Here is a 19192-nt window from a genome sequence, read left to right as displayed (position 1 = left end):
TCTACTCGACTGGCTTCGCGTCCTCGGGGGCCCCGCCGCCGGGGTTCGCGACGACCTCCCACAGGTGCCCGTCGGGGTCCTGGAAGAAGCCGGACCACATGCCCCACGGCCGCGTGTACGGCGCCGCGAGCATCGTCGCACCGGCGGCCCGCGCGCGGTCGAGGAACGCCTCGGCGTCGGCCTGGCTGTCCACGAAGTGCCCGATCGTGCTGCTCGGCGCGGTCGCCAGGGCGGTGCCGGAGTCCTTCGCCATGTCGTCGCGGCCGTACACGCTGACGATGAGTCCGTCGTCGAGCGTGAACATCGCCGTGGTGCCGCCCGCCTCGGTGTCGGTCGCGGGGTACTCGGTGCCGATCACCCCGCTGCCGTCGATCCCGAGCAGGGCGCGGTAGAACTCCGCCGAGCGTGCGACGTCGGCGACGGGCAGGGTGATCGCGTGCATGGGCCGGAGGCTACCCCCGCAGCGCCGGAGCGTGTCCGCCGCACCGCCACAACGCCGCTGCCAGGGCGTCGATCTCCTTCCGCGCGCCCGGATCGCTCGTGCCCTCGGCGAAGACGGTGAACACGACGCGGTCCCCGCCGACCTCGTCGGTCACCCCGGTCAGGCCGTACATGTCGTCGAGCGTCCCGGTCTTGCCGCGGACGTGCCCGCGGGCGTCCGTCGCGGCACCGGTGAAGCGGCCGTCGTCGCCGAGCGTGCCCGTCCGTCCCGCGACCGCGAGCCCGGCGTCGACCGGACCGAGGCCGTCCTGCTTCGCAGCGACGGCGCGCATCAGCGTGGTGAGCGCCGAAGCGGGTACCCGGTTGTCCGGGCTGAGGCCCGAGCCGTCGACGAGGCGCAGGCCTCCGGTCGGTACCCCGTACCGCACCAGGGCCTTCGTGCTCCCGGCCTGCACGGCGTCGAAGGAGCGGCCGGCACCCTCGGCGATGGCGACGTGGCGGGCGAGCACCTCGGCGAGGGTGTCGTCGGAGTCCGTGAGCAGCATCCCGACCAGTTCCGACACCGTCGCCGACCGCACGGTCCCGAGCACCTGCGCGCCGGACGGCGCCGGCACCGAGGTCGTGTCCACCCGGACGTCCGGCCCGAGGAGTGCCGCGAACGCCGTCGCAGCGCGCGCGACCGCTCCGGCGCTCCGCAGCGAGTACGACTCGGTCGGGTCGTCGCGGTCACCGTCGACCATGAGCGACGTGACGTTCGAGACGCTGCCGCTGGTCCGAGCGCTCTCCGGCCAGCTCGGGTGCCACGCCAGCCCGTCGAACAGGCTGGTGTCGACCTGCACCGAGGTCACCGGCTGCCCTGCACGAGCCTCGAGCACCTGCCGCGCCAGGTCGTCGAGGTGCGGTGCGTGCGGGTAGACGCTGTCCTGACCGGACGGCAGCCGGCTCAGGGTCGGGTCACCGCCACCGACCAACACGACCGCGCCCGGATCGGTGCCGGCGACGACCCGGGTCGTGAACCGGTGGTCGGGCCCGAGCGCGGACACCGCCGCGGCTGCCGTGACGACCTTCATCGTGCTGCCGGTCTGCGTCGGCTCGTCACCCCGGTGCGTCAGGACCGTCTTCCCCGTCCGGGCCGATCGCGCGTCGAGGAACAGCGCACCGTGGTGCCAGCGGGCGGCGAGGTCGTCCGCGGTGCAGAGCTCGCCCGCCGCCTTCGCGTGGCGCTGCGCACCGATGGCCGAGGTCGTGGCCGTGATGCCCGCCGCCAGCAGCAGGAGCACCAGCACGAAGAGCAGGGCGGAGCGGCGGCGACGGATGAGGGCGCGGAGTCTGGGCACGTCGATCATCGTGGCCGGAGCCGGCTTCGTCGCACATCGACCCGACGACCGAAGCCCGGCCCGTGGACTCGGCCGAACGGATGAAGCCGCTCGGCGGTCGGGTCAGTCGCCGAGCCCGAGGATGAGGCGTCGGAGCAACCCCGACAGCTGGTCCTGCTCGGTGTCGGACACCCCGGCGAGGATGGCACGCTCGGCGGCCAGCAGGTCCGCGATCGCGGCGTCGACCGCTGCGCGCCCGTCGGCGGTCAACGACACGAGGATGCCCCGGCCGTCCTTCGGGTCGGTCCGACGCGCGACGAGCCCGCGGGCAGCCAGCCGGTCCACCCGGTTCGTCATCGTGCCGCTCGACACCAGCGTCTGCTGGAGGAGCGTCTTCGGGCTCAACTCGTACGGCTCACCCGCCCGCCGCAATGCCGACAGCACGTCGAACTCCCATGGCTCGACGTCGCTCGCGTCGAACGCCGCACGCCGTGCACGGTCGAGGTGTCGGGCGAGCCGGTCGACGCGGGACAGGACCTCGAGCGGGCCGAAGTCCAGGTCGGCGCGCTCGCGACCCCACGCCGCGACGATGCGGTCGACCTCGTCCTCCTGCGGCATCCCACCATCTTGGCGGAAGCAGGGGCTGCACGGCCAGCCGCCGCGGTCGTGGGAGGATGGACGGGCGCCTCCGTGCGCGTTCCGCCTTGGTGTAATGGCAGCACGACGGCCTTTGGTGCCGTTAGGTCCGGGTTCGAATCCTGGAGGCGGAGCTGGGGGGTGTTCGGAGTTTTCGGCGATCTCAGTCGGAAAATTCGAGCGTGACATTAGGCCGAGGTGGAAAACCGCGCTCCGCTCCGCTCCCAGGGTCGCTCGTCCTGTCCCGACGACCGCTGGGGAGCGTACCGCGACGCGTGCCTTGGTCTGCGTTCGCTTCGAGGAACGACGAATACCCCCTGCCGGACGTGGCGAAGGGGAGTTCAGGGTCTATGAAGTTTGGAGGCGCGGGCTCGTCAGTCCAGTAGTTGGAACTCTGGTAGCTGCGCGATTGCGTTGAAGCCGTTTCGAGTGTCGTGCTCGTCGAGGGTGAGGGTGCTCAGGCCGGCCTCGAACAGGGCGGGGCTGGTGTTGTTCATGCGGTTGATGGGCGCGAGGCTCAGTCGCTCCTTCAGCCACTCGATGATGCGAGCGAGGTTTGCGCTTGCAGCTGCGAATGCGGCAGCGAGCTCGACGAACCAGGGTCCGCGGACGCGACGCTTCATAGCCACTCCGAGGGCTTCGCGATCGGCGTCTTTGAGGCGTGAGTTGCCGTTCTCGACATTGTTGCGCTGGCCGAACCAGGCACGCTGCCTGAGTTCCGTGGCCCCCAGACGTCCAGCGCCACCCGACGAGGCCGTCGACCCCTCAGGCGCTTCGGCGGGCTACGAGCGAGAAACTCGCGACGATCTCTGAGGGCTGCGCTGGAGGCCCGTCCGAGATTCTCCGGGCAAGGAGATCGGTCGACGTCTTTGCGATCTGCGCAAGTCCCGGATCGATGGTTGTCAATGAGGGATAGGAGAACGCAGCGGCAGGAACGTTGTCGAAGCCGACGACGCGCACATCTCTGGGAATCTCCAGGCCCGCTTCCAGCAGCACACTCATCGCTCCGATTGCCAAGTTGTCGTTGAAGCAGAACAGACCATCGAACGCGACCCCGCTGTTGAGCAATCGATGAGCGGCTACGGCGCCGTCGTTCTGATGCCACTCGCTGGCTGTTGCAACGAGTCTGTCGTCGAGTCCTCGGCCGGCTCGCTCGAGAGCCTGGGCGTGCCCCTGCAGCCGGAGCGCTGCTGCACTCACTGATCCACCCGCCGGATTGGCCCCAACCACCGCAATGCTGCGGCAACCGCGGTCGATCAGGTAGGTGGTGGCTGCGTCAGCAGCCTCCGCGTTGGCCATGGCGACGTGGTCGACCGGCCCGTTGAAGATCCGGTCGCCGAGCAGTACCAAGGGCTGATCTCCTGTGATGAGCCGTTCGTCTCCAGGTCCCAGGGCATGCGGTTGAAAGATCAAGCCGTCGGACAGCTGCCGTGCCGCTCCGGAGAGGATCGCGAGTTCGGTCTCTCGCCGCGCACCCGTCTGCTGGATGATCACTGTCCATCCGTGCGCCTCGGCCTCGCGCATGACTCCATTCGCGAGCTGCGCGAAGTAGTCGATACTCAGGTCCGGGATCGCCAGGGTGATCATGCCCGTCAGCCCGGTACGCAGCCCCCGTGCCGAAACATTCATTTGGTAGCCGAGGTCGCGGACTGCCTTCAGGACAGCATCCCGTGTCGCATCGCGAACGCCGACTTTTCCGGACAGAACGTTCGACACGGTGCGCGCGGTGACCCCCGCCGCCGCACCGACGTCCGCCATCGTCGCGGAACGCCGCGGCTGCGATGTCGGCACGATCGTCCTCTCGAGGGTCATGAGAAGGTGACCGTGATCACGCTCCAGGAAACCGGAGGGATCTGCACCCGGACTCCCGTGCCGAGGATATCGACCGGCAGCGACTGTGGTCGCACCCGCTCCGGCGTGGACGCGTCGTTCGTAGCGAACGGGTCCGGATCGGACAGCACTGTCCCGGCCGCCCCCGCCACCGGGCCGAAGGAGCTCAGGTCGAGTTCGACGTAGATCGCTGTTGCGGTGTGGCGTCCGACGAGCATGATCTGCAGCGTTCCGTCCGTGCGCTGAACCACTGCAGCGCTGATTGCCGGCGCTTCTGCTTCCGTTGTCGGCGCCTGAATGGCGACCTGGAGGGCCTCCCCTCCGGCACTCGCCGCTGCGTCCCGGAACGGGAAAAACGTCGTCTGGCGCCAGGCCGGTTTCCCCGGCTCGGCCATGATGGGCCCGATGACGTTGACCAGCTGCGCCATGCTCGCCGCACGAACAACATCGGCTCGGTTGATCATGCTGATCAGCATGTCGCCAACGACGACTGCGTCGGCGACGCTGTAGACGTCCTCCAACAACCGCGGCGCAACGTCCCAGCCAAGGCCCTGCGCGACGCGTGCATCGTGCGCCGTGTAGTCCCACACGTTCCACTCGTCGAACGAGATCGTCACTTCCCGCTTGCTGCGGCGAACGGCGCCCACATGAGCGATCGTTGCGGCGACGGTGGCGATGAAGTGGTCCATCGTGACGCCGGATGCCAGGAATCGGGCAAGGTCGCCGTCGTACCGCGCGTACTGATGACACGAGATGTGATCGATCACCTCCCAGCACTCCTCGAGCACCTCGCGCTCCCACGTCCCGAACGTCTCCATGCGGTCGTTGCTCGAGCCGCAGGCGACGAGCCGGAGATCCGGGTCAACCGCTCGCATCGCCGACCCGGTCGCCGCTGCCAGGCGCCCGTACTCCCGAGCCGGCATGTGCCCGATCTGCCAGGGGCCGTCCATCTCGTTACCGAGACACCACGTCCGGACCGCCCACGGCTCCGGATGGCCGTTCGCCTTCCGGAGATCAGCGAGGGTCGTCCCGGACGGGTGGTTGACGTACTCCTGCAGCTGCAGAGCAGACCGGATGCCGTTCGTCCCAAGGTTCACCGCGAGCATCGGCTCGACCTCGGCCCGCCGACACCACGACAGGAACTCATCCGTGCCGAAGCGGTTGGTCTCGACGGAGTGCCACGCGGGATCGAGGCGGACCGGTCGCTCGCTCACCGGCCCGACGCCGTCCCGCCAGTCGTAGGCGGAGACGAAGTTCCCGCCCGGGTACCGCACCGTGGAGACTCCCAGCTCACGGACGAGCGCAAGCACATCCTCCCGGAAATCCTCGGCGCCACTCCTTGCATCGTCCGGATCGAAGACCCCGCCGTACACGCCCCGCCCGAGGTGCTCGACGAATGAACCGAAGAGTCGGTGGTCGACGGTTCCCACCACGAACTCCGGGTGGACGGTGATCTTCGCTGATCCCTGTGAGGACATGAGTATCCGTTTCATCGATGAACAAGGGCGACCGTGGCTACCCCGAGGTGCTGGTGACGCCCAGTGAAGCATGGTTGACGTTCTCCCGCCAACCTGCCTATGCTCAGCCTGCCGCGGTCGTGCACCCAGGATTTCATCGATGAAACCCACGATCCCCTCCCTCGGGCCAGCGGCGGTCAACGAAGACACACCCGAAAGAGAGGGCGCATGATGCGTCGCACACACAAGATCTTGGCGGCGACGATCGCCACGATTGCCGCCGTCGCGAGTCTCGCTGGCTGTACGCCGTCATCGGCTCCAGCCGCAGGTGGCGAGAGCAGTGGGACGAAGACCCTCACGGTGTGGCACTACTACTCGGTCCCAGGGCAGACGAAGGGGCTCGACTCCCTCGGTCAGGACTTCGAGGCCAAGCACGACGGTGTCACGGTGAAGAACGTGTACGTGCCGTTCGACCAGCTCACCAACAAGCTGGTGCAGGCCGCGGGGACCAAGAGCGGTCCGGACGTCGTCGTGTACAACGCAGCGGACACGTACACGCTCGATAAGGCCGGCGCGATCGCACCGATGGACTCCTGGTGGAATGACTTCGCGGACAAGGACCAGTTCCCGGACTCCGTGATCCAGAAGGTCGACGGCAAGACCCTCGGCGTGCAGGGCTTCGTGAACCTCATCGGGCTTTGGTACAACAAGGACATCCTCGACCAGCTCGGCGTCAAGCCGCCGACGACCTTCGCCGAGCTCGAGAAGGACCTGGCGCTCGCGAAGGCGGCCGGCAAGGAAGGCATCACCCTCACGGGGAAGCCGAACTCAGAGGGTGAATGGCAGGCGTTCCCCTGGCTGTCCCGTGCCGGATGGGACTACGCGAAGCCCGAGAAGAAGCCCCTCGAAGACGCGTTCTCGCTGATGCAGGACTGGACAGCGAAGGGCTACCTCACGAAGGAAGCTTCGACCTGGGACCAGACCGTTCCGTTCCAGCAGTTCTCGGCTGGCAACACCGCGTTCGCAGTCAACGGTAACTGGCAGATCGCGTCGGCAAAGCAGTCGGCGAAGTTCAACTACGGAGTCGTGCCGATCCCCGTCGGAGACAAGGGCTCGATCTACCTCGGCGGTGAGGCGCAGAACATCGGCGCCTTCTCGAAGAACAAGGAGCTCGCTCAGCAGTACCTCGAGCAGGAGTTCTTCTCCAAGCAGGGTGAACTCACACTGCTGAAGGCCTTCGGCTCGATCCCCGCACGTGCTGACGTTGCCGAAGCTCCGCAGGTCAAGGACGACCCGATCCTCTCGGTGTTCTCGTCGATCGTTGCGAAGAACGGTCACGCCTCTCCGGACCGGGCCATCCCGTCGAAGAACGTCGCGACCGTGTTGCAGACGGTGGGCGAGTCCTGGAGCGCCGCGATCGCGGGTACCGGCACGCCCGATCAGATCAGCAGCGACCTGCTGAACAAGCTCGAGCCGCTGCTCAAGCAGTAGCAGGACTGGAGAAACCACCGTGGGAGCATCATCTCTCCGCACTGACCGCCCTGAACGGTCCGCCAGCGAGCGGGTGCCCCCACGGCGGCGGGGGCTGCGAGGGCGAAGCCGGCTCGCCTTCGCAGCCCCTGGGATCGCGGTCCTTGCCGTCTTCTCGATCTACCCGATCTACCTCCTGCTCAAGATGAGCGTCAGCGAGGTCAGCACCGGGACCTTGAACCAGGCATGGCCCTTCGTCGGCTTGCAGAACTACGCATCGCTGTTTCAGGGGCCGAGCGTCGCACCGGCAGCGCTCGACACGGCACTGTTCGTCGCGATCGTCACGCTCATCGGGATCATCGGTGGACTGGGCGTCGCCATGGTCGTCCGCTCATCCCGGCCTGCGAGCTCGATCCTGCTCGGGATGATGGTGTTCATCTGGGCGCTCCCACCGGTCGTGAACGGCAGCATCTGGAAGTTCCTCCTTGCCGACGACGGACTGGTCAACGGCGTCCTCCGAGGGCTCGGCATCGCTCCGCAAGGATTGCCGTTCCTCTACGACCCCCACCTGGCGCTGCTGTCCGTCGCCGCGGTCAATGCATGGGCTGTCATCCCGTTCAACGCGCTCGTGTTCCGTGCTGCGCTGCTCAACATCGATCCCGAAGTCCTCGAAGCTGCATCCCTCGATGGCACCAGCAAGCTGCAGGAGATCTGGTACGTCCTGATACCGGCCGCACGACCGACCGCAGTCATCCTCGCGATCCTGACGGTGGTCTACGCGTTCCGGAGTTTCGACTTCATCTACGTCATGACGGCGGGCGGACCAGGGACGTCGACCACGACGTTGCCGTTCCTCAGCTACTCGCAGGCCTTCATCGAACACGACTACGGCCTTGGCTCCGCCACGGGTGTCATCGCCCTGGTCATCGTCGCCGTCCTCGCACTCGTCTACGTCCGGTCCGTCCGGCGGGAGAACCAATGACCACCACCGCTCCACGCCACGGCCAGGCCCCGCTCTCGATGGCAGCCGTGGTCACCGCTCCTCGGCATCCGAACCGACGACGGCGCCCTGCTCGTGAACCAGTCGCAGCGACAGTTCGGACCCTGCTGTACGTCGTCTACGGCCTGCCCCTCGTGTGGATCCTGCTGACGTCCTTGAAGCAGCAGGGAGCCGTCCTCGGCGGGAGTCCCTTCGCCCTGTTCACTCCCACACTTGGCGCCTACCGCGACGCGATCGCGAACGCCGGATTGTCGACGGCCCTGCTGCAGTCCGCCCAGATCGCCGTCGGGACCACCGTCCTCGTCGCGCTGCTCGGGGTGCCCCTTGCCTACGCGCTCGCGCGGGTCAACGGCGTCGCAGCGAGCGTGGTGCTGGCGCTGCTCATCTTCCTGCAGATGGTCCCGCAGACGGCGAACATCATCCCGCTCTACACGTTCTTCAGCAGGGTCGGGTTACTCGACACCACAATGAGCCTCGTGCTCGCTAACGGCGCGATGTTGCTTCCGTGGGCCACCTTGCTGCTCCGTCCGTTCTTCGCCGGTGTCCCGGACGCGATCGAAGAGGCCGCGTCGATCGACGGTGCGGGACGCCTGCGGACGTTCATCAGCATCGTGATCCCGATCGTTCGCAACGGCATCGCGACCGTGGCTGCGCTGATCTTCCTCGTCTCGTGGGGCGAGTTCCTCTACGCGATCAACCTCCTCATCTCTCCGGTCAACTACCCGATGAGTGCACTCATCGCACAGCAGACGTCGGGGTACGGCATCAACTGGCCGGGCCTGATGGCTCTGGCCGTGCTCTCGTCGATCCCGCTCCTGGTCGTCTACATCGCCTCGTTCCGTCTCCTCCGCGAAGGTCTCGCGGTCGGGTCCACCAAGTAAGTTCCTCGCTCACCGAAAGGCGGCAATGATGCTGCTCTCGAGAACACGCTCACGACTCACCGCCGGGGTGGTCGCGATCGCGACCGCAGTCGCGGTGGCGGTCCTGGCCCATCCAGGGTCGGCAACCGCCGCGACGCAGATCGCGAACACGATCAGCTCCACCAAGCTCGCGGCCGGGTTCGCCAGCGACGGCAGCATCCAGTCGCTGAAGATCCCAGGGGACACGTACGACACCCAGTACGTGATGAATCCCGACACTGCTCCCGAGCAGGCAGCCGAGACGAACGCAAAGTACAAGCAGTGGCTCGGCAACGTCATGTTCAGCTACGCGACCGGGAACGGAACCATCAGCAAGACCGGTGTCGGAACGACGCCGTGGAAGAAGGCCTGGACGACGGAGTCCGCTGATGGTCGCACTGTCAGCGTCAACGGCAACACGGTCACCGTCACCTACAAGAACTCGACCGACGCCGAAGGGGTGAAGGGGTTCACGTTCACCCAGACGTACACGGTCGCTGCCGACGGATCGATCACCTGGAAGCAGAACGTCGAGAACACTTCCGGCCAGCGACTCGTCCTCGGGGACTGGGGACTCCCGATCCCCGCGAACGAACTCTGGAAGGGTGGCGACTCGATCTACGAGACCCGCGTCCTCACCCACTCCTACGTGGGGAAGAACGGCTCGTACCTGACCTTGCAGCGCCCCAGCGGTCAAGGCCCCGGGATCATGATCACTGCTGACACGGGCACCGGTTCCGGTTTCGAGTACCAGGACCGCTGGCGCACCCAGGAAGTCGGCGACACCTCGTGGGCGTGGAACTCGGACAACGAGAGCTCGAACATCAAGGGCCTGAACGTCTACTACCCGAACTCCACGGCAATCCAGTCGACCAACCGCGGGTACCTCGGATCCACGGCGACAACGCTCGCCGCCGGAGCCAGCAAGACGCTTACGTTCCACATCAGTAAGTTCACCAGTGACAACGACCGTCAAGACGTGCTCTACAACCAGGGGCTGCTCGACACCACCGTCGTCCCGGGCCTCGTCGTGCCGTACGACCAGACCGCGCAGGCCGCGTTCCGGATCAAGGGGACGATCACCTCGGTGACGGCGAAGAACAACAACGACCTCGGCGGCGCCAACCCGACGAACCCGAAGGTGACGTTCTCACGCGCCAACGGTGACTACCGCATCTACTCCATCGCCTTCGACAAGACCCAACTGGGAACCAACCTGGTGACCGTGAACTACACGGACGCGGCGGGGAGATCCCGCTCCAGCGTGCTGCAGTTCTCCGTCACCGACAAGGTCGCGAACGCCCTCAACGCGCATGCGGACTTCATGGTGAAGAACCAGCAGTGGACGACCGCCGACGGCATCACCACCGACGACATCCGGTACGGAACCTACGACGACTGGATGATGAACGCCGCGGACGGCTCGCTGCCGTCGTCGACGAAGGCGCCGGAAGGCAAACGCAACGAGTACGCCGGCTACTACGGCCTCGGAGACGACTGGGGGCTGCCACACGGAGAGTTCCTCGCGGCGAAGAACGCGCTCGACCCCGTCAAGACGCAGGTACAGTCCCTCGACCTCTACCTCGAGAAGGCCGTCTGGGAGCACCTGATGGGCAACACCGCCGACACGACGAAGCCGAGCTACCTCGTCTACGACTTCTGGGAGCAGGGCAAGCCCGGTGCCGCGAACACGACACCCAGCTACCGCGGGTACGCCTACCCGCACATCTACAACACGTTCTTCAGCATGTACCAGATCGCGAAGCAGAACCCCGGCCTGATCAGCTACAGCCACCCGTCGAAGTGGTACCTGACGCAGGCGTACGGGGTGTTCAAGGAGCTCTACGACGGCCCAGTCGCATACAACTGGAACACCGGTCTCATGGGTGAGCTCACCACGCCCGCGCTGATCGATGCGCTGCGCACCGAGGGCATGACCGAGCAGGCCAACGACATCGAAGCGAAGATGGCCGTCAAGTACAAGAACTTCTCGTCGGAGAAGTACCCGTACGGCTCCGAGTACAGCTACGACAACACCGGCGAAGAGGCGGTGTACACACTCGCCAAGCTCAACGTCAACGCCGACAAGGCGAACGCGCTGCGGATGATGCGCGACATCGTGGCGAAGACGCGCGCAGCGCGAGGACAGATGCCCGTCTGGTACTGGTACGCCGACCCCACCACCATCACCGGCGAGAACTGGTGGCAGTTCCAGTACAGCATCGCCCTCGCGGGGTACACGATGGACGACTACATCAACCACACCTCCGCGCTTGAGACCGGCACGGACGCGGTCACTCCGACGGAGCGGGCCGAACTGCAGCGACTGAACTACGCATCGAAGCTCGGCGCGATCGCGAACGTGAACTCCGGACAGATCAGCAACGTGCCGGCGAACATCGGCGCCTCCGCATGGTCCTACCAGTCGGAGAAGGGCAACCTCGGCACCCTCGGAGTCGGCGGGGGCACCAACGTGCAGCTCCTGAACGGCTGGCGGGGCATGACCGGCGAGAGCGACCTCAACCTCTGGGGCGCACTGCAGAACATGAGCGCGGACGTCGTGACCGATGACCCGATCTTCGGGACCATCGGCTACGGCGCCACGGTTTCCTCCGATCAGTCATCGACGACGGTGCAACCCACCGACGGTGTGCAGCGCAAGCTCAACCTGGTCAGCCAGCAGCTCTCCGTCGACCTGAACTCCGACCGCTACACGCAGGCCGTCGTCGGCAAGAACAGCGCCGACCTCCGCCTCGACCTGGCGAACGTCTCCGGGGCAGCACACACCGGTTCGTTCGACGTCACAGGGCTGGCCCAGGGCACGTACTCGGTGCTCGTCAACGGACAAGCGCAACGGAAGATCAACGTGTACACGCCGGCGGCCGCCGCCGGAACGCTCCGCGCCCCCACGAGCGTGACGTACCAGGTTCCGGCAGGGTCCAGCTACACCGTCCGCCTCGTGACGGCCGCTCCGGATGCCAACACGGCACCGAAGGTCAACGCCGGCGCGGATCAGACCGGCATCGTCAACGGGCTGGATGACGTGACCCTCAGCGGCTCGGCCACCGACGACGGACTCGGCAACCCGAACGGCACACTCAACTCAACCTGGACGGTGAACACGAAACCCTCCGGAGCCACCGCGACGATCAGTGACCCGAAGAGCCTGCACCCGACGGTGAAGGTCAGCGGAGCGGGCAACTACCTCTTCACCCTCACCGGGTCCGACGGATCGCTACAGTCCACCGACAGCGTGAAGGTGACCGTCACAGCCCCGGCACCGATGCCCACGAACTGGGTCAACTACACCTTCGCCACGGCAAGTGGGAAGACGGTGCCCGACACGAGTGGGAGCGGCAACAACGCAACGCTGAACGGCACCGCGGCAGTGACCAGCGACGCTGGCACGAGCGCACTCCGACTCGACGGCGCAGACGGCTCCTACCTGCAGCTGCCGAACGACATCGTTTCGCGCGGAACGTCCATGACGATCTCGACGAGACTAAAGGTGGACTCGGTGCAGACGTTCGGCAGGATCTTCGACTTCGGCAGCAACACCACGAAGTACATGTTCCTCACGCCAGCGCTCGGTGACGGTCACGTCGGCTTCGCCATCAGCAACGCGGGCAACGGCGCGGAGACCCAGATCACCAGCGACTACACCATGAAGGCGAACACCTGGACGACGCTGAAGCTGACGTTCAAACCGAATTCTGACGGGACCACGACCGGCACGCTCTACGCGGACGGGACACAGATCGGTCAGAACACGGCCATGAAGGTGGCGCCGAAGGACCTCGGCCGCACCACGGGTGACTACCTGGGCAAGTCCCAGTTCCCGGACCCGTACCTGAAGGGCACGATCGACACCTTCGAGATCCACGGGGACGTCCGCTGAGCCGGTGCGGGCCGGGTTTTCGGGATCCGGCCCGCACCTCAGCAGCACCCAGACAACCGCCCGCACGCCAACGTTCCGTCTTCCTCACCGCGAAGGTTCCCATGCCAATCACCAACAGGACCGCACCCAGGAACGGCCCGGTGCTGCCCTCTTCCTCTCTCTTGCGCCCGCTCCCTCTCGGGGCTCTCCGGCTCGCCGGTGGGTACTGGGGAGAATGGCAGGACCGGAACGCGCACACGATCCTGCAGCACTGCGAAGACTGGATGGAGCGAATCGGGTGGATCGGGAACTTCGACGCCGCCGCGGCGGGCGAGCCGTTCACACATTCGGGCATCGAATTCGTCGACTCCGAGGTCTACAAGCTGCTCGAGGCGATGGCTTGGGAACTCGGACGGAGCGCTGACCCGGATCTCGCGAGCCGGTACGAGCGCCTCGTGAGACGAGTGGCTGCTGCCCAGTCCCCGGACGGGTACCTGCACACGAGTTTCGGACGTCCCGGGCAACCTGCTCGGTGGTCGAACTTCGAGTGGGGTCACGAGCTCTACAGCATGGGCCACCTCATTCAGGCTGCCGTGGCGCAAATTCGGACCGCCGGCAGCGGACCCCTCGTCGACGTCGCCGTCCGCGTCGCCGACCATCTCGTTGCGGTGTTCGGTGCCGACGGGCGACAGGCGGTATGTGGGCACCCGGAGATCGAACCGGCCCTCGTCGAACTCGGACGGGCCACCGGCGACCACCGGTACACCGAGCTCGCGCGGTTGTTCGTCGAACGACGTGGGCACGGTCTCCTGAAACCGATCGAGTTCGGGCAGGAGTACTTCCAAGACGAGCTTCCCTTCCGCGAAGCGGACGTGATGCGTGGGCACGCCGTCCGAGCGCTCTACCTCGCGGCGGGCGCCGTCGACGTCGCCGTGGAAACCGGCGATGCCGAGTTGCTACGCGCTGCCGAACTGCAATGGGAGCGCACGGTCGCACGGCGGACCTACCTCACCGGTGCAATGGGCTCGCATCACCAGGACGAATCCTTCGGTGCGGACTTCGAATTGCCGTCGGACCGCGAGTACGGCGAGACCTGCGCGGCGATCGCCTCCAACATGCTGTCGTGGCGCCTGCTGCTCCAGACCGGGGACGCCAAGTACGCAGACCTCATCGAACGCACCCTTTACAACGCGGTGATGGTGGCGCCCCGAGAGGATGGCCGCGCGTTCTTCTACGCGAACACGCTGCACCAACGTGTCGAGGGAACAGTCCCACCCGAGGACGAAGTGAGTGCCAGAGCGCTCGCGAGTCTGCGTGCACCCTGGTTCGAGGTCTCGTGCTGCCCGACGAACCTCGCCCGGACCCTCGCGAGCGTGGAATCAGTCTTCGCAACGATGACCGAGCACGGGCTCCAGCTGCACCAGTACGGCGACTACGACATCGACGTCGACCTCCCGGGCGGCGGCACGGCAGGCTTCGAGGTCCGCTCCGGCTGGCCGTTCAACGGCGAAGTGATCGTCACGGCGACCAAGTCGAGTGAGACACCGCTCGAGCTTCGACTCCGAGTGCCGGCCTGGGCCACGACCGCCGAGCTCGACACGCCGGACGGCCACCACCGCGTGGCGGGTGGCACGTCGATCGCCGTCGATCGGATCTTCAACCGGGGAGACAGGGTGACGCTGACGGTACCCAATCGGGCCCGGATCACGCACCCCGATCCGCGCATCGATGCTCTTCGCGGCACCGTCGCCATCGAGCGGGGCCCCCTCGTCTACGCCTTGGAGTCCACGGACCTCGGAAGAGCGATCAACGATGTCGTCCTCCTCGACGAAGTCGCCTTGCAGGACGACGGCCCAGACGACGTCCGGGTCGCGATCGCGGTACGAGAAGCGCAGACCGGATCACCGCTCCCCTACGGAGCCGCAGTCACAGAGACGAGGTTCATCGACACAGTGCGGCTCGTCCCCTATTCGACCTGGGGGAATCGAGGTCCATCGACGATGCGGGTGTTCCTCCCCACTGAATGACGCCGCTGGAAGCGGGAGAGGAAGCGCTATGACGCGAACGCCAGCCTTCGTAGGCGACCGATTGCATTCGCGGATGGGTGCACCAGCTGGGCAATCAGAGACCGCCTGTCTTGCCTCGCGGCCGCGGCGACACGGACAGATCAGGTGAAAGCAGATGGCTGAAGCTGGTGCACCCACCATCTACGACGTGGCGACGGTGGCAGGCGTCTCGCACCAGACTGTCTCACGCGTCCTCAACGACCCCACGAGCGTCGCTCCCACCACGAGGCACCGAGTGTTGGCGGTCATCGCCTACCTGGGGTACCAACGAAACGCAGAAGCAGCCCAGCTCGGCCGCAGAGCAAAGAAACCGACTTGAAACACCGCCGGTGGTCCGGCCTCCGCTCCCTGCAGGAGCGGAGAAGTCAGGCGCTGGCGACACCAACGCGGACCCCACCCACCGGCACCTCCGCCCAGAGTGGGTGTGCGGGACAATCAACAGGTCGGCACAGATTGGGAGCACCGTGAGCGAACCGTCCCTGAAGAGCATCCATCGCGAACTGTTCGTCTGGCTCGCCGCCCGTCCGGACGCCATGGAGGTGCACTACCAGGAGAGCACGATCGTTCTGACGCCCACACCGAGAACGAAGGCCGACGGCTCTCCGTGGCAGAAGGTGGTACGAGTACAAGTCCTCGAGTCCGAACTCGCAGCAGCGTGGCCGTATTTGCAGCGCGCGGCAGTCGCCCTTACCTCCAACACGACAGACGACCTTCCGGAGCTGGCTGCCTTCAGCTTGCTGGCCATTCACCTCGACCACGCGGTGAATTCGACGCAAGAACCCGGACCGGGAGGGTATTCTTACCGAGAAAGCGGATTCGTCGCCGTTTGACGACCCCGAGTGCGCTGCCGAACAGCACCTGAACGGGCGTGCGTCCGTTGCTTGCGCGGGCCGCATCGGGAGGGGGATGCGCGTCGTTTATCGTGAGGACGATGCCAAGGACTTCGATGGGACTCTCGATGGACTCGGGTTCATGTCGCGGGGGCCGGAGCGGAGCACCAGCCGTTCGCGAGGTCACAGCAGGCGCAGTTAGCCCCTGTCGGGCTTCCGACGCTTGGATTCGATGATCAGCACGATTCCCCCGACCAGCGCCGGCGCCCCGACAAGTAGCGACAGCATCGCGAACACGAACCATCCCGTGAACGCCATCAGAGCCAACGCCGTCACCGTGAGCAGCCCACCTGACACAAGCAGGCATCCATTGACATCTTGCACGTGATCCGTCCCGGTTCCCAGTTCGATTCGTCGGCACCTACGTCTGATCCAGACGGGCACGGTGGGGCCGCCACCGGCGATACCCCGGTGCCGGCCCCACCGCTTGCAATTTGTCCGTCGTCGCGTCGATCTCCCTAGAGTTCGCTCGACGGAGCAGCATCACCGCGCACCCGAACAGCACGCTGATGGGGACTGCTGCCGGTTCGGTTGACTCCTGAGAGGTAGGGGCATCGGCTCCACGTAGCTGACCCTCAAACGCGCGCAGTGGTGGGAGCGTCCCGCGCCCACGTCTGGTTGCGCGGTGTGCGCGGCCTCTTCTGGGGGCAACTAAAGCCTTTGGCGCGGCGGCACCCTCGTGGGATGCTCATGTTCGGCCGTGGACGCTACTTCTTTAGCCCGGCCGAAGCCAACCCGAGGGCAGAGGACCACGCCATGACCGAATACACGACCAAGTGGAAGCCCGCCAAGGCGGAGAAAAAGGCCGCAACCGCGCGCGAAACGCTCCTCCCTGGCGAGGACGTCTGGTTCCTCGGTGTGTGCAATAACCTTCGACCCTTCATCTCTGAGGTCGCGCTGACTTCGCTCCGCTTGGTCGGTCTGCAGGATCGCTCGATCAACTTCGAGGTGCGGTACGCCGACATCACGAACGTCGTGTTCGATCGCAAGAAGGAGACCGTCGAGGTCACCTCACGAGCGGGAGTTCGCACGGTCCTGAAGATGGTGCCCAAGGCCGATCACGACGTGATGTCGCGGTTTGTGGACGAGGGGCGTTCATCGACACCGCCTGACGAACTGCTCCAGGCAGCTGATGCGGCTGCAGACGAAGTCGCTGCGTCTACTGCTCGCCTCGAGGCAGCGAAGGGGGCGGAATGGCCCAACTCGATCGTCAGAGGAAAGCTCGGACGGAAGGTGAGCGAAGCGATTCTGCGCCAGTGCCACGAGGATGAGCAGCCCTGGTTCATTCTCACCTCCTCAGGTGGGGCTGGCACGCTCGCGGCGTTCGATGACAGAGCGGTCATCATCAAGACTGGTGCCCTGACCAGCTTCATGGCCGGCTCGCTCGGTGGGGAACGCTCGGCGACCTTCCACTTCACCGACATCACGGGCATCGAGTACAACTCAGGCTTTGTGAACGGTGTGCTGGAGGTGCTCACGCCGAGCTACAGCGGCACGGCGAACCACGACTTCTGGAGCGGTGCTGGCAAGTCGCGCAACTCTGCAGCGTCTGACCCGTACACGCTGAGCAACGCCTTGCCCTTGTCGAAGCCGGAGTACAACGCCTGCCTCGCAGAGATCAACGAGCTGAAGGCTCGCATCAGCCGAGCGAAGGCACCCACCGTGCTCGTCGCACCGGCCCCAGCGCCGGTTGCCGACGGGCTGGCCGAGCAGATCCAAAAACTCGCTGACCTTCGGGCCGCCGGAGTGCTTTCTGACGAGGAGTTCGCCAGCGCGAAGGCTCGCTTGATTGCTCAATGAAGGGCACTCGCCGGCGCTGTGCGTTGTGAGCGGGAGCGGATTAGCCGGGTCGTGAGGAAGGGGACAGTCGTTGAACGACGAGCGCGTGCGGTATGAAACAAAGACCGTGAACGCTATCCGCGGTCTTGAAGGGAAGACGCGGTCGAGGATGGAACAGGACGGGTGGGAACTCGTTCAGCAGAACGAGGGTGCGCTCCGGTCAAGTCTCGTGTTCCGCCGGCCGAAGAGGCCGCGTCCGAAGAAGGCGCTGATCATCGGCGGTTCCGTGGCCGCTGTCGCCGTCATCGTTATCGTCATCGGAGCGATTGCCGAGGGAGATCCTGCGCCTGTCGAGACGGCAACCGCGATCGCGAGGCCGGAAGCCTCCGCAAGAGCAACCACCTCTGCCGTGCCGACACCTTCGGCCGCCGCAACTACAGGGGCTGCAGCCGCCTCCGCCGCGGCTGATGCCCCAGCTATAACTGACGCGGAGGTGCTTCAAGTCTTCAACGACTACTTCGCCGAGCGTTCTTCCAAGGGCGTCGTCCTCGCCAAATCCGTCTCCCAAGTGCGTTTCGAAGGCGGGATTGTGCAGGTGACCTTCGACCCTGCCAAGGCCGGCATCACGAGGGACCAGTTCGACTACATCAACCCGTTCCCGAACCTCGCGAGCTTCGTAGCCAGCCCGATCGCCTTCAACGATGAGGTCGGCAATCGAATCAGGCCGTCCGTGCAGTCAATCGCCACAGTGGCTTCAGACGGAGCACCTCTCGGCTCCTTCACCCACGACCAGATCCTCGCGCTCAACGAGCTCGACCGCTGAGGCCACGAGCGTTGACAGGGCTCGCGGCGGCTGCACAACTTGCGGCGCTCATCTCCATCGTCGTCACGGTCGGGCTCTTCGCGTACACGCAAGTGACGACAATCCGTGCCGGCCGGTCGCAAGCGCGGGAGGCGGCCGTGCTCGAAGTACTCGACGCGCTCGACCGAATCACAAGGCGCCGCGCTTGGCCGACTGTGGCGAGGCTCTGGCACAAGCCAGAGTTGGACTACGCGCTCCTCGTCCCACGACTCCTCGTTGGACTGCCCAAACGCGACAGGGCGATCGCCACATGGCTGGCCACCCAGGTGAACCTGATGAACGCCGCGTCCACCCAGACCCAGGTCTTCAAGGTCGCCCTCGAGGCAAGCAGCCGCATCGCGAACTGGCACATCGGCGAAGTGCCAACGTCGTGGTTCGAAAGCGCGGTCCGCGCGCACTCACCGCGCAAGCCACGCGGGAATCTCAGAGTGCTCATGACCAGCATCGCGGCCGCAGCCGGGCTGGTAGTGGCTGGCCTGACTGCCAGCGCGGTCGCGGGAGTCGGAGCCGGACTGGCGCAGCTCCGCGTTCGAAAGGCGGCCGACAACGGCTGACGTCGCGGTGCCATGGAACAGAATCCCGATACCCGTGGAACGCCCGTCACGACTGGGATCCGCGATCCGCGCAAGCACTGGCATCCGCGAATAGACCGAACACCTCGCTCGGCTC

Annotated in this window: 16 protein-coding genes and 1 tRNA gene; 11 read left to right on the top strand and 6 right to left on the bottom strand. The window is 66.0% G+C overall.

Annotation, left to right across the window (positions count from 1 at the left end):
• Position 1: 1 nt before the first annotated feature.
• The 3 genes from HWD93_RS01115 to HWD93_RS01105 all read right to left on the bottom strand — a co-directional run bounded on the left by HWD93_RS01115 (position 2) and on the right by HWD93_RS01105 (position 2375).
• Entirely contained in the window at positions 2-442 is a 441-nt protein-coding gene (locus tag HWD93_RS01115) for a VOC family protein (protein ID WP_261645779.1), read from the bottom strand.
• 10 nt (positions 443-452) lie between these two features.
• Positions 453-1778, bottom strand: coding sequence for a D-alanyl-D-alanine carboxypeptidase (locus tag HWD93_RS01110; RefSeq protein WP_261645778.1), 1326 nt, complete (start codon positions 1776-1778; stop codon positions 453-455).
• 102 nt (positions 1779-1880) lie between these two features.
• Positions 1881-2375, bottom strand: coding sequence for a MarR family winged helix-turn-helix transcriptional regulator (locus tag HWD93_RS01105; protein WP_070416944.1), 495 nt, complete (start codon positions 2373-2375; stop codon positions 1881-1883).
• Positions 2376-2455: 80 nt separating this feature from the next.
• On the opposite strand from HWD93_RS01105, the gene HWD93_RS01100 reads away from it, so the two are divergent.
• Positions 2456-2527: transfer RNA gene (locus tag HWD93_RS01100), tRNA-Gln, on the top strand.
• A 240-nt stretch (positions 2528-2767) separates the two neighbouring features.
• Here HWD93_RS01100 and HWD93_RS01095 read toward each other — a convergent pair.
• From HWD93_RS01095 to HWD93_RS01085, 3 genes are all read right to left on the bottom strand, one after another.
• On the bottom strand, positions 2768-3016 hold the full coding sequence (locus HWD93_RS01095; protein WP_133518459.1) for a hypothetical protein: 249 nt from the start codon (positions 3014-3016) through the stop codon (positions 2768-2770).
• A gap of 142 nt (positions 3017-3158) precedes the next feature.
• Positions 3159-4205, bottom strand: coding sequence for a LacI family DNA-binding transcriptional regulator (locus tag HWD93_RS01090; RefSeq protein ID WP_261645777.1), 1047 nt, complete (start codon positions 4203-4205; stop codon positions 3159-3161).
• Complete coding sequence (locus HWD93_RS01085) at positions 4202-5701, bottom strand: alpha-N-arabinofuranosidase (protein WP_261645776.1); 1500 nt, start codon at positions 5699-5701, stop codon at positions 4202-4204. The genes HWD93_RS01090 and HWD93_RS01085 overlap by 4 nt, the downstream gene beginning before the upstream one ends.
• A gap of 207 nt (positions 5702-5908) precedes the next feature.
• On the opposite strand from HWD93_RS01085, the gene HWD93_RS01080 reads away from it, so the two are divergent.
• The 10 genes from HWD93_RS01080 (at position 5909) to HWD93_RS01035 (ending at position 19077) form a co-directional block, all read left to right on the top strand.
• Positions 5909-7171 carry an extracellular solute-binding protein gene (locus HWD93_RS01080; protein WP_056122848.1) on the top strand — a complete coding sequence of 421 codons (1263 nt, stop codon included), beginning with the start codon at positions 5909-5911 and terminating at the stop codon, positions 7169-7171.
• Positions 7172-7355: 184 nt separating this feature from the next.
• A complete protein-coding gene (locus tag HWD93_RS01075; protein ID WP_056122845.1) occupies positions 7356-8132 on the top strand; it encodes a carbohydrate ABC transporter permease in 777 nt (258 codons plus the stop codon).
• Complete coding sequence (locus HWD93_RS01070; protein ID WP_082517922.1) at positions 8129-9031, top strand: carbohydrate ABC transporter permease; 903 nt, start codon at positions 8129-8131, stop codon at positions 9029-9031. The genes HWD93_RS01075 and HWD93_RS01070 overlap by 4 nt, the downstream gene beginning before the upstream one ends.
• A 28-nt stretch (positions 9032-9059) precedes the next feature.
• A complete protein-coding gene (locus HWD93_RS01065) occupies positions 9060-12947 on the top strand; it encodes a DUF5695 domain-containing protein (RefSeq protein WP_261645775.1) in 3888 nt (1295 codons plus the stop codon).
• 101 nt (positions 12948-13048) lie between these two features.
• On the top strand, positions 13049-14953 hold the full coding sequence (locus HWD93_RS01060; protein ID WP_261645774.1) for a glycoside hydrolase family 127 protein: 1905 nt from the start codon (positions 13049-13051) through the stop codon (positions 14951-14953).
• A gap of 154 nt (positions 14954-15107) precedes the next feature.
• The gene (locus HWD93_RS01055) at positions 15108-15311 is read left to right on the top strand and encodes a LacI family DNA-binding transcriptional regulator (protein WP_082517921.1); all 204 of its coding nucleotides are present in this window, start codon (positions 15108-15110) and stop codon (positions 15309-15311) included.
• Positions 15312-15456: 145 nt separating this feature from the next.
• Positions 15457-15822 carry a hypothetical protein gene (locus tag HWD93_RS01050; protein WP_261645773.1) on the top strand — a complete coding sequence of 122 codons (366 nt, stop codon included), beginning with the start codon at positions 15457-15459 and terminating at the stop codon, positions 15820-15822.
• A gap of 744 nt (positions 15823-16566) precedes the next feature.
• Positions 16567-17682 (top strand): DUF4429 domain-containing protein, encoded by a 1116-nt coding sequence (locus HWD93_RS01045; protein WP_261645772.1) that lies wholly within the window; start codon positions 16567-16569, stop codon positions 17680-17682.
• Positions 17683-17752: 70 nt separating this feature from the next.
• On the top strand, positions 17753-18484 hold the full coding sequence (locus HWD93_RS01040; RefSeq protein WP_261645771.1) for a hypothetical protein: 732 nt from the start codon (positions 17753-17755) through the stop codon (positions 18482-18484).
• 11 nt (positions 18485-18495) lie between these two features.
• Positions 18496-19077 (top strand): hypothetical protein, encoded by a 582-nt coding sequence (locus HWD93_RS01035; protein WP_261645770.1) that lies wholly within the window; start codon positions 18496-18498, stop codon positions 19075-19077.
• Positions 19078-19192: the final 115 nt, after the last annotated feature.

This window comes from Curtobacterium sp. C2H10, assembly GCF_025407985.1.
In the GTDB taxonomy this organism is placed as follows: domain Bacteria; phylum Actinomycetota; class Actinomycetes; order Actinomycetales; family Microbacteriaceae; genus Curtobacterium.
Note: the sequence above shows the minus strand (reverse complement) of the source record. Positions and strands in the feature narration are given on the sequence as shown.

Excerpts from the sequence above, each read along its gene's own strand:
- HWD93_RS01115 (WP_261645779.1), bottom strand. The coding sequence starts at position 442 with ATGCACGCGATCACCCTGCCCGTCGCCGACGTCGCACGCTCGGCGGAG.
- HWD93_RS01105 (WP_070416944.1), bottom strand. The coding sequence starts at position 2,375 with ATGCCGCAGGAGGACGAGGTCGACCGCATCGTCGCGGCGTGGGGTCGC.
- HWD93_RS01095 (WP_133518459.1), bottom strand. The coding sequence starts at position 3,016 with ATGAAGCGTCGCGTCCGCGGACCCTGGTTCGTCGAGCTCGCTGCCGCA.
- HWD93_RS01090 (WP_261645777.1), bottom strand. The coding sequence starts at position 4,205 with ATGACCCTCGAGAGGACGATCGTGCCGACATCGCAGCCGCGGCGTTCC.
- HWD93_RS01085 (WP_261645776.1), bottom strand. The coding sequence starts at position 5,701 with ATGTCCTCACAGGGATCAGCGAAGATCACCGTCCACCCGGAGTTCGTG.
- HWD93_RS01080 (WP_056122848.1), top strand. The coding sequence starts at position 5,909 with ATGATGCGTCGCACACACAAGATCTTGGCGGCGACGATCGCCACGATT.
- HWD93_RS01075 (WP_056122845.1), top strand. The coding sequence starts at position 7,356 with ATGAGCGTCAGCGAGGTCAGCACCGGGACCTTGAACCAGGCATGGCCC.
- HWD93_RS01070 (WP_082517922.1), top strand. The coding sequence starts at position 8,129 with ATGACCACCACCGCTCCACGCCACGGCCAGGCCCCGCTCTCGATGGCA.
- HWD93_RS01065 (WP_261645775.1), top strand. The coding sequence starts at position 9,060 with ATGCTGCTCTCGAGAACACGCTCACGACTCACCGCCGGGGTGGTCGCG.
- HWD93_RS01060 (WP_261645774.1), top strand. The coding sequence starts at position 13,049 with ATGCCAATCACCAACAGGACCGCACCCAGGAACGGCCCGGTGCTGCCC.
- HWD93_RS01055 (WP_082517921.1), top strand. The coding sequence starts at position 15,108 with ATGGCTGAAGCTGGTGCACCCACCATCTACGACGTGGCGACGGTGGCA.
- HWD93_RS01045 (WP_261645772.1), top strand. The coding sequence starts at position 16,567 with ATGCTCATGTTCGGCCGTGGACGCTACTTCTTTAGCCCGGCCGAAGCC.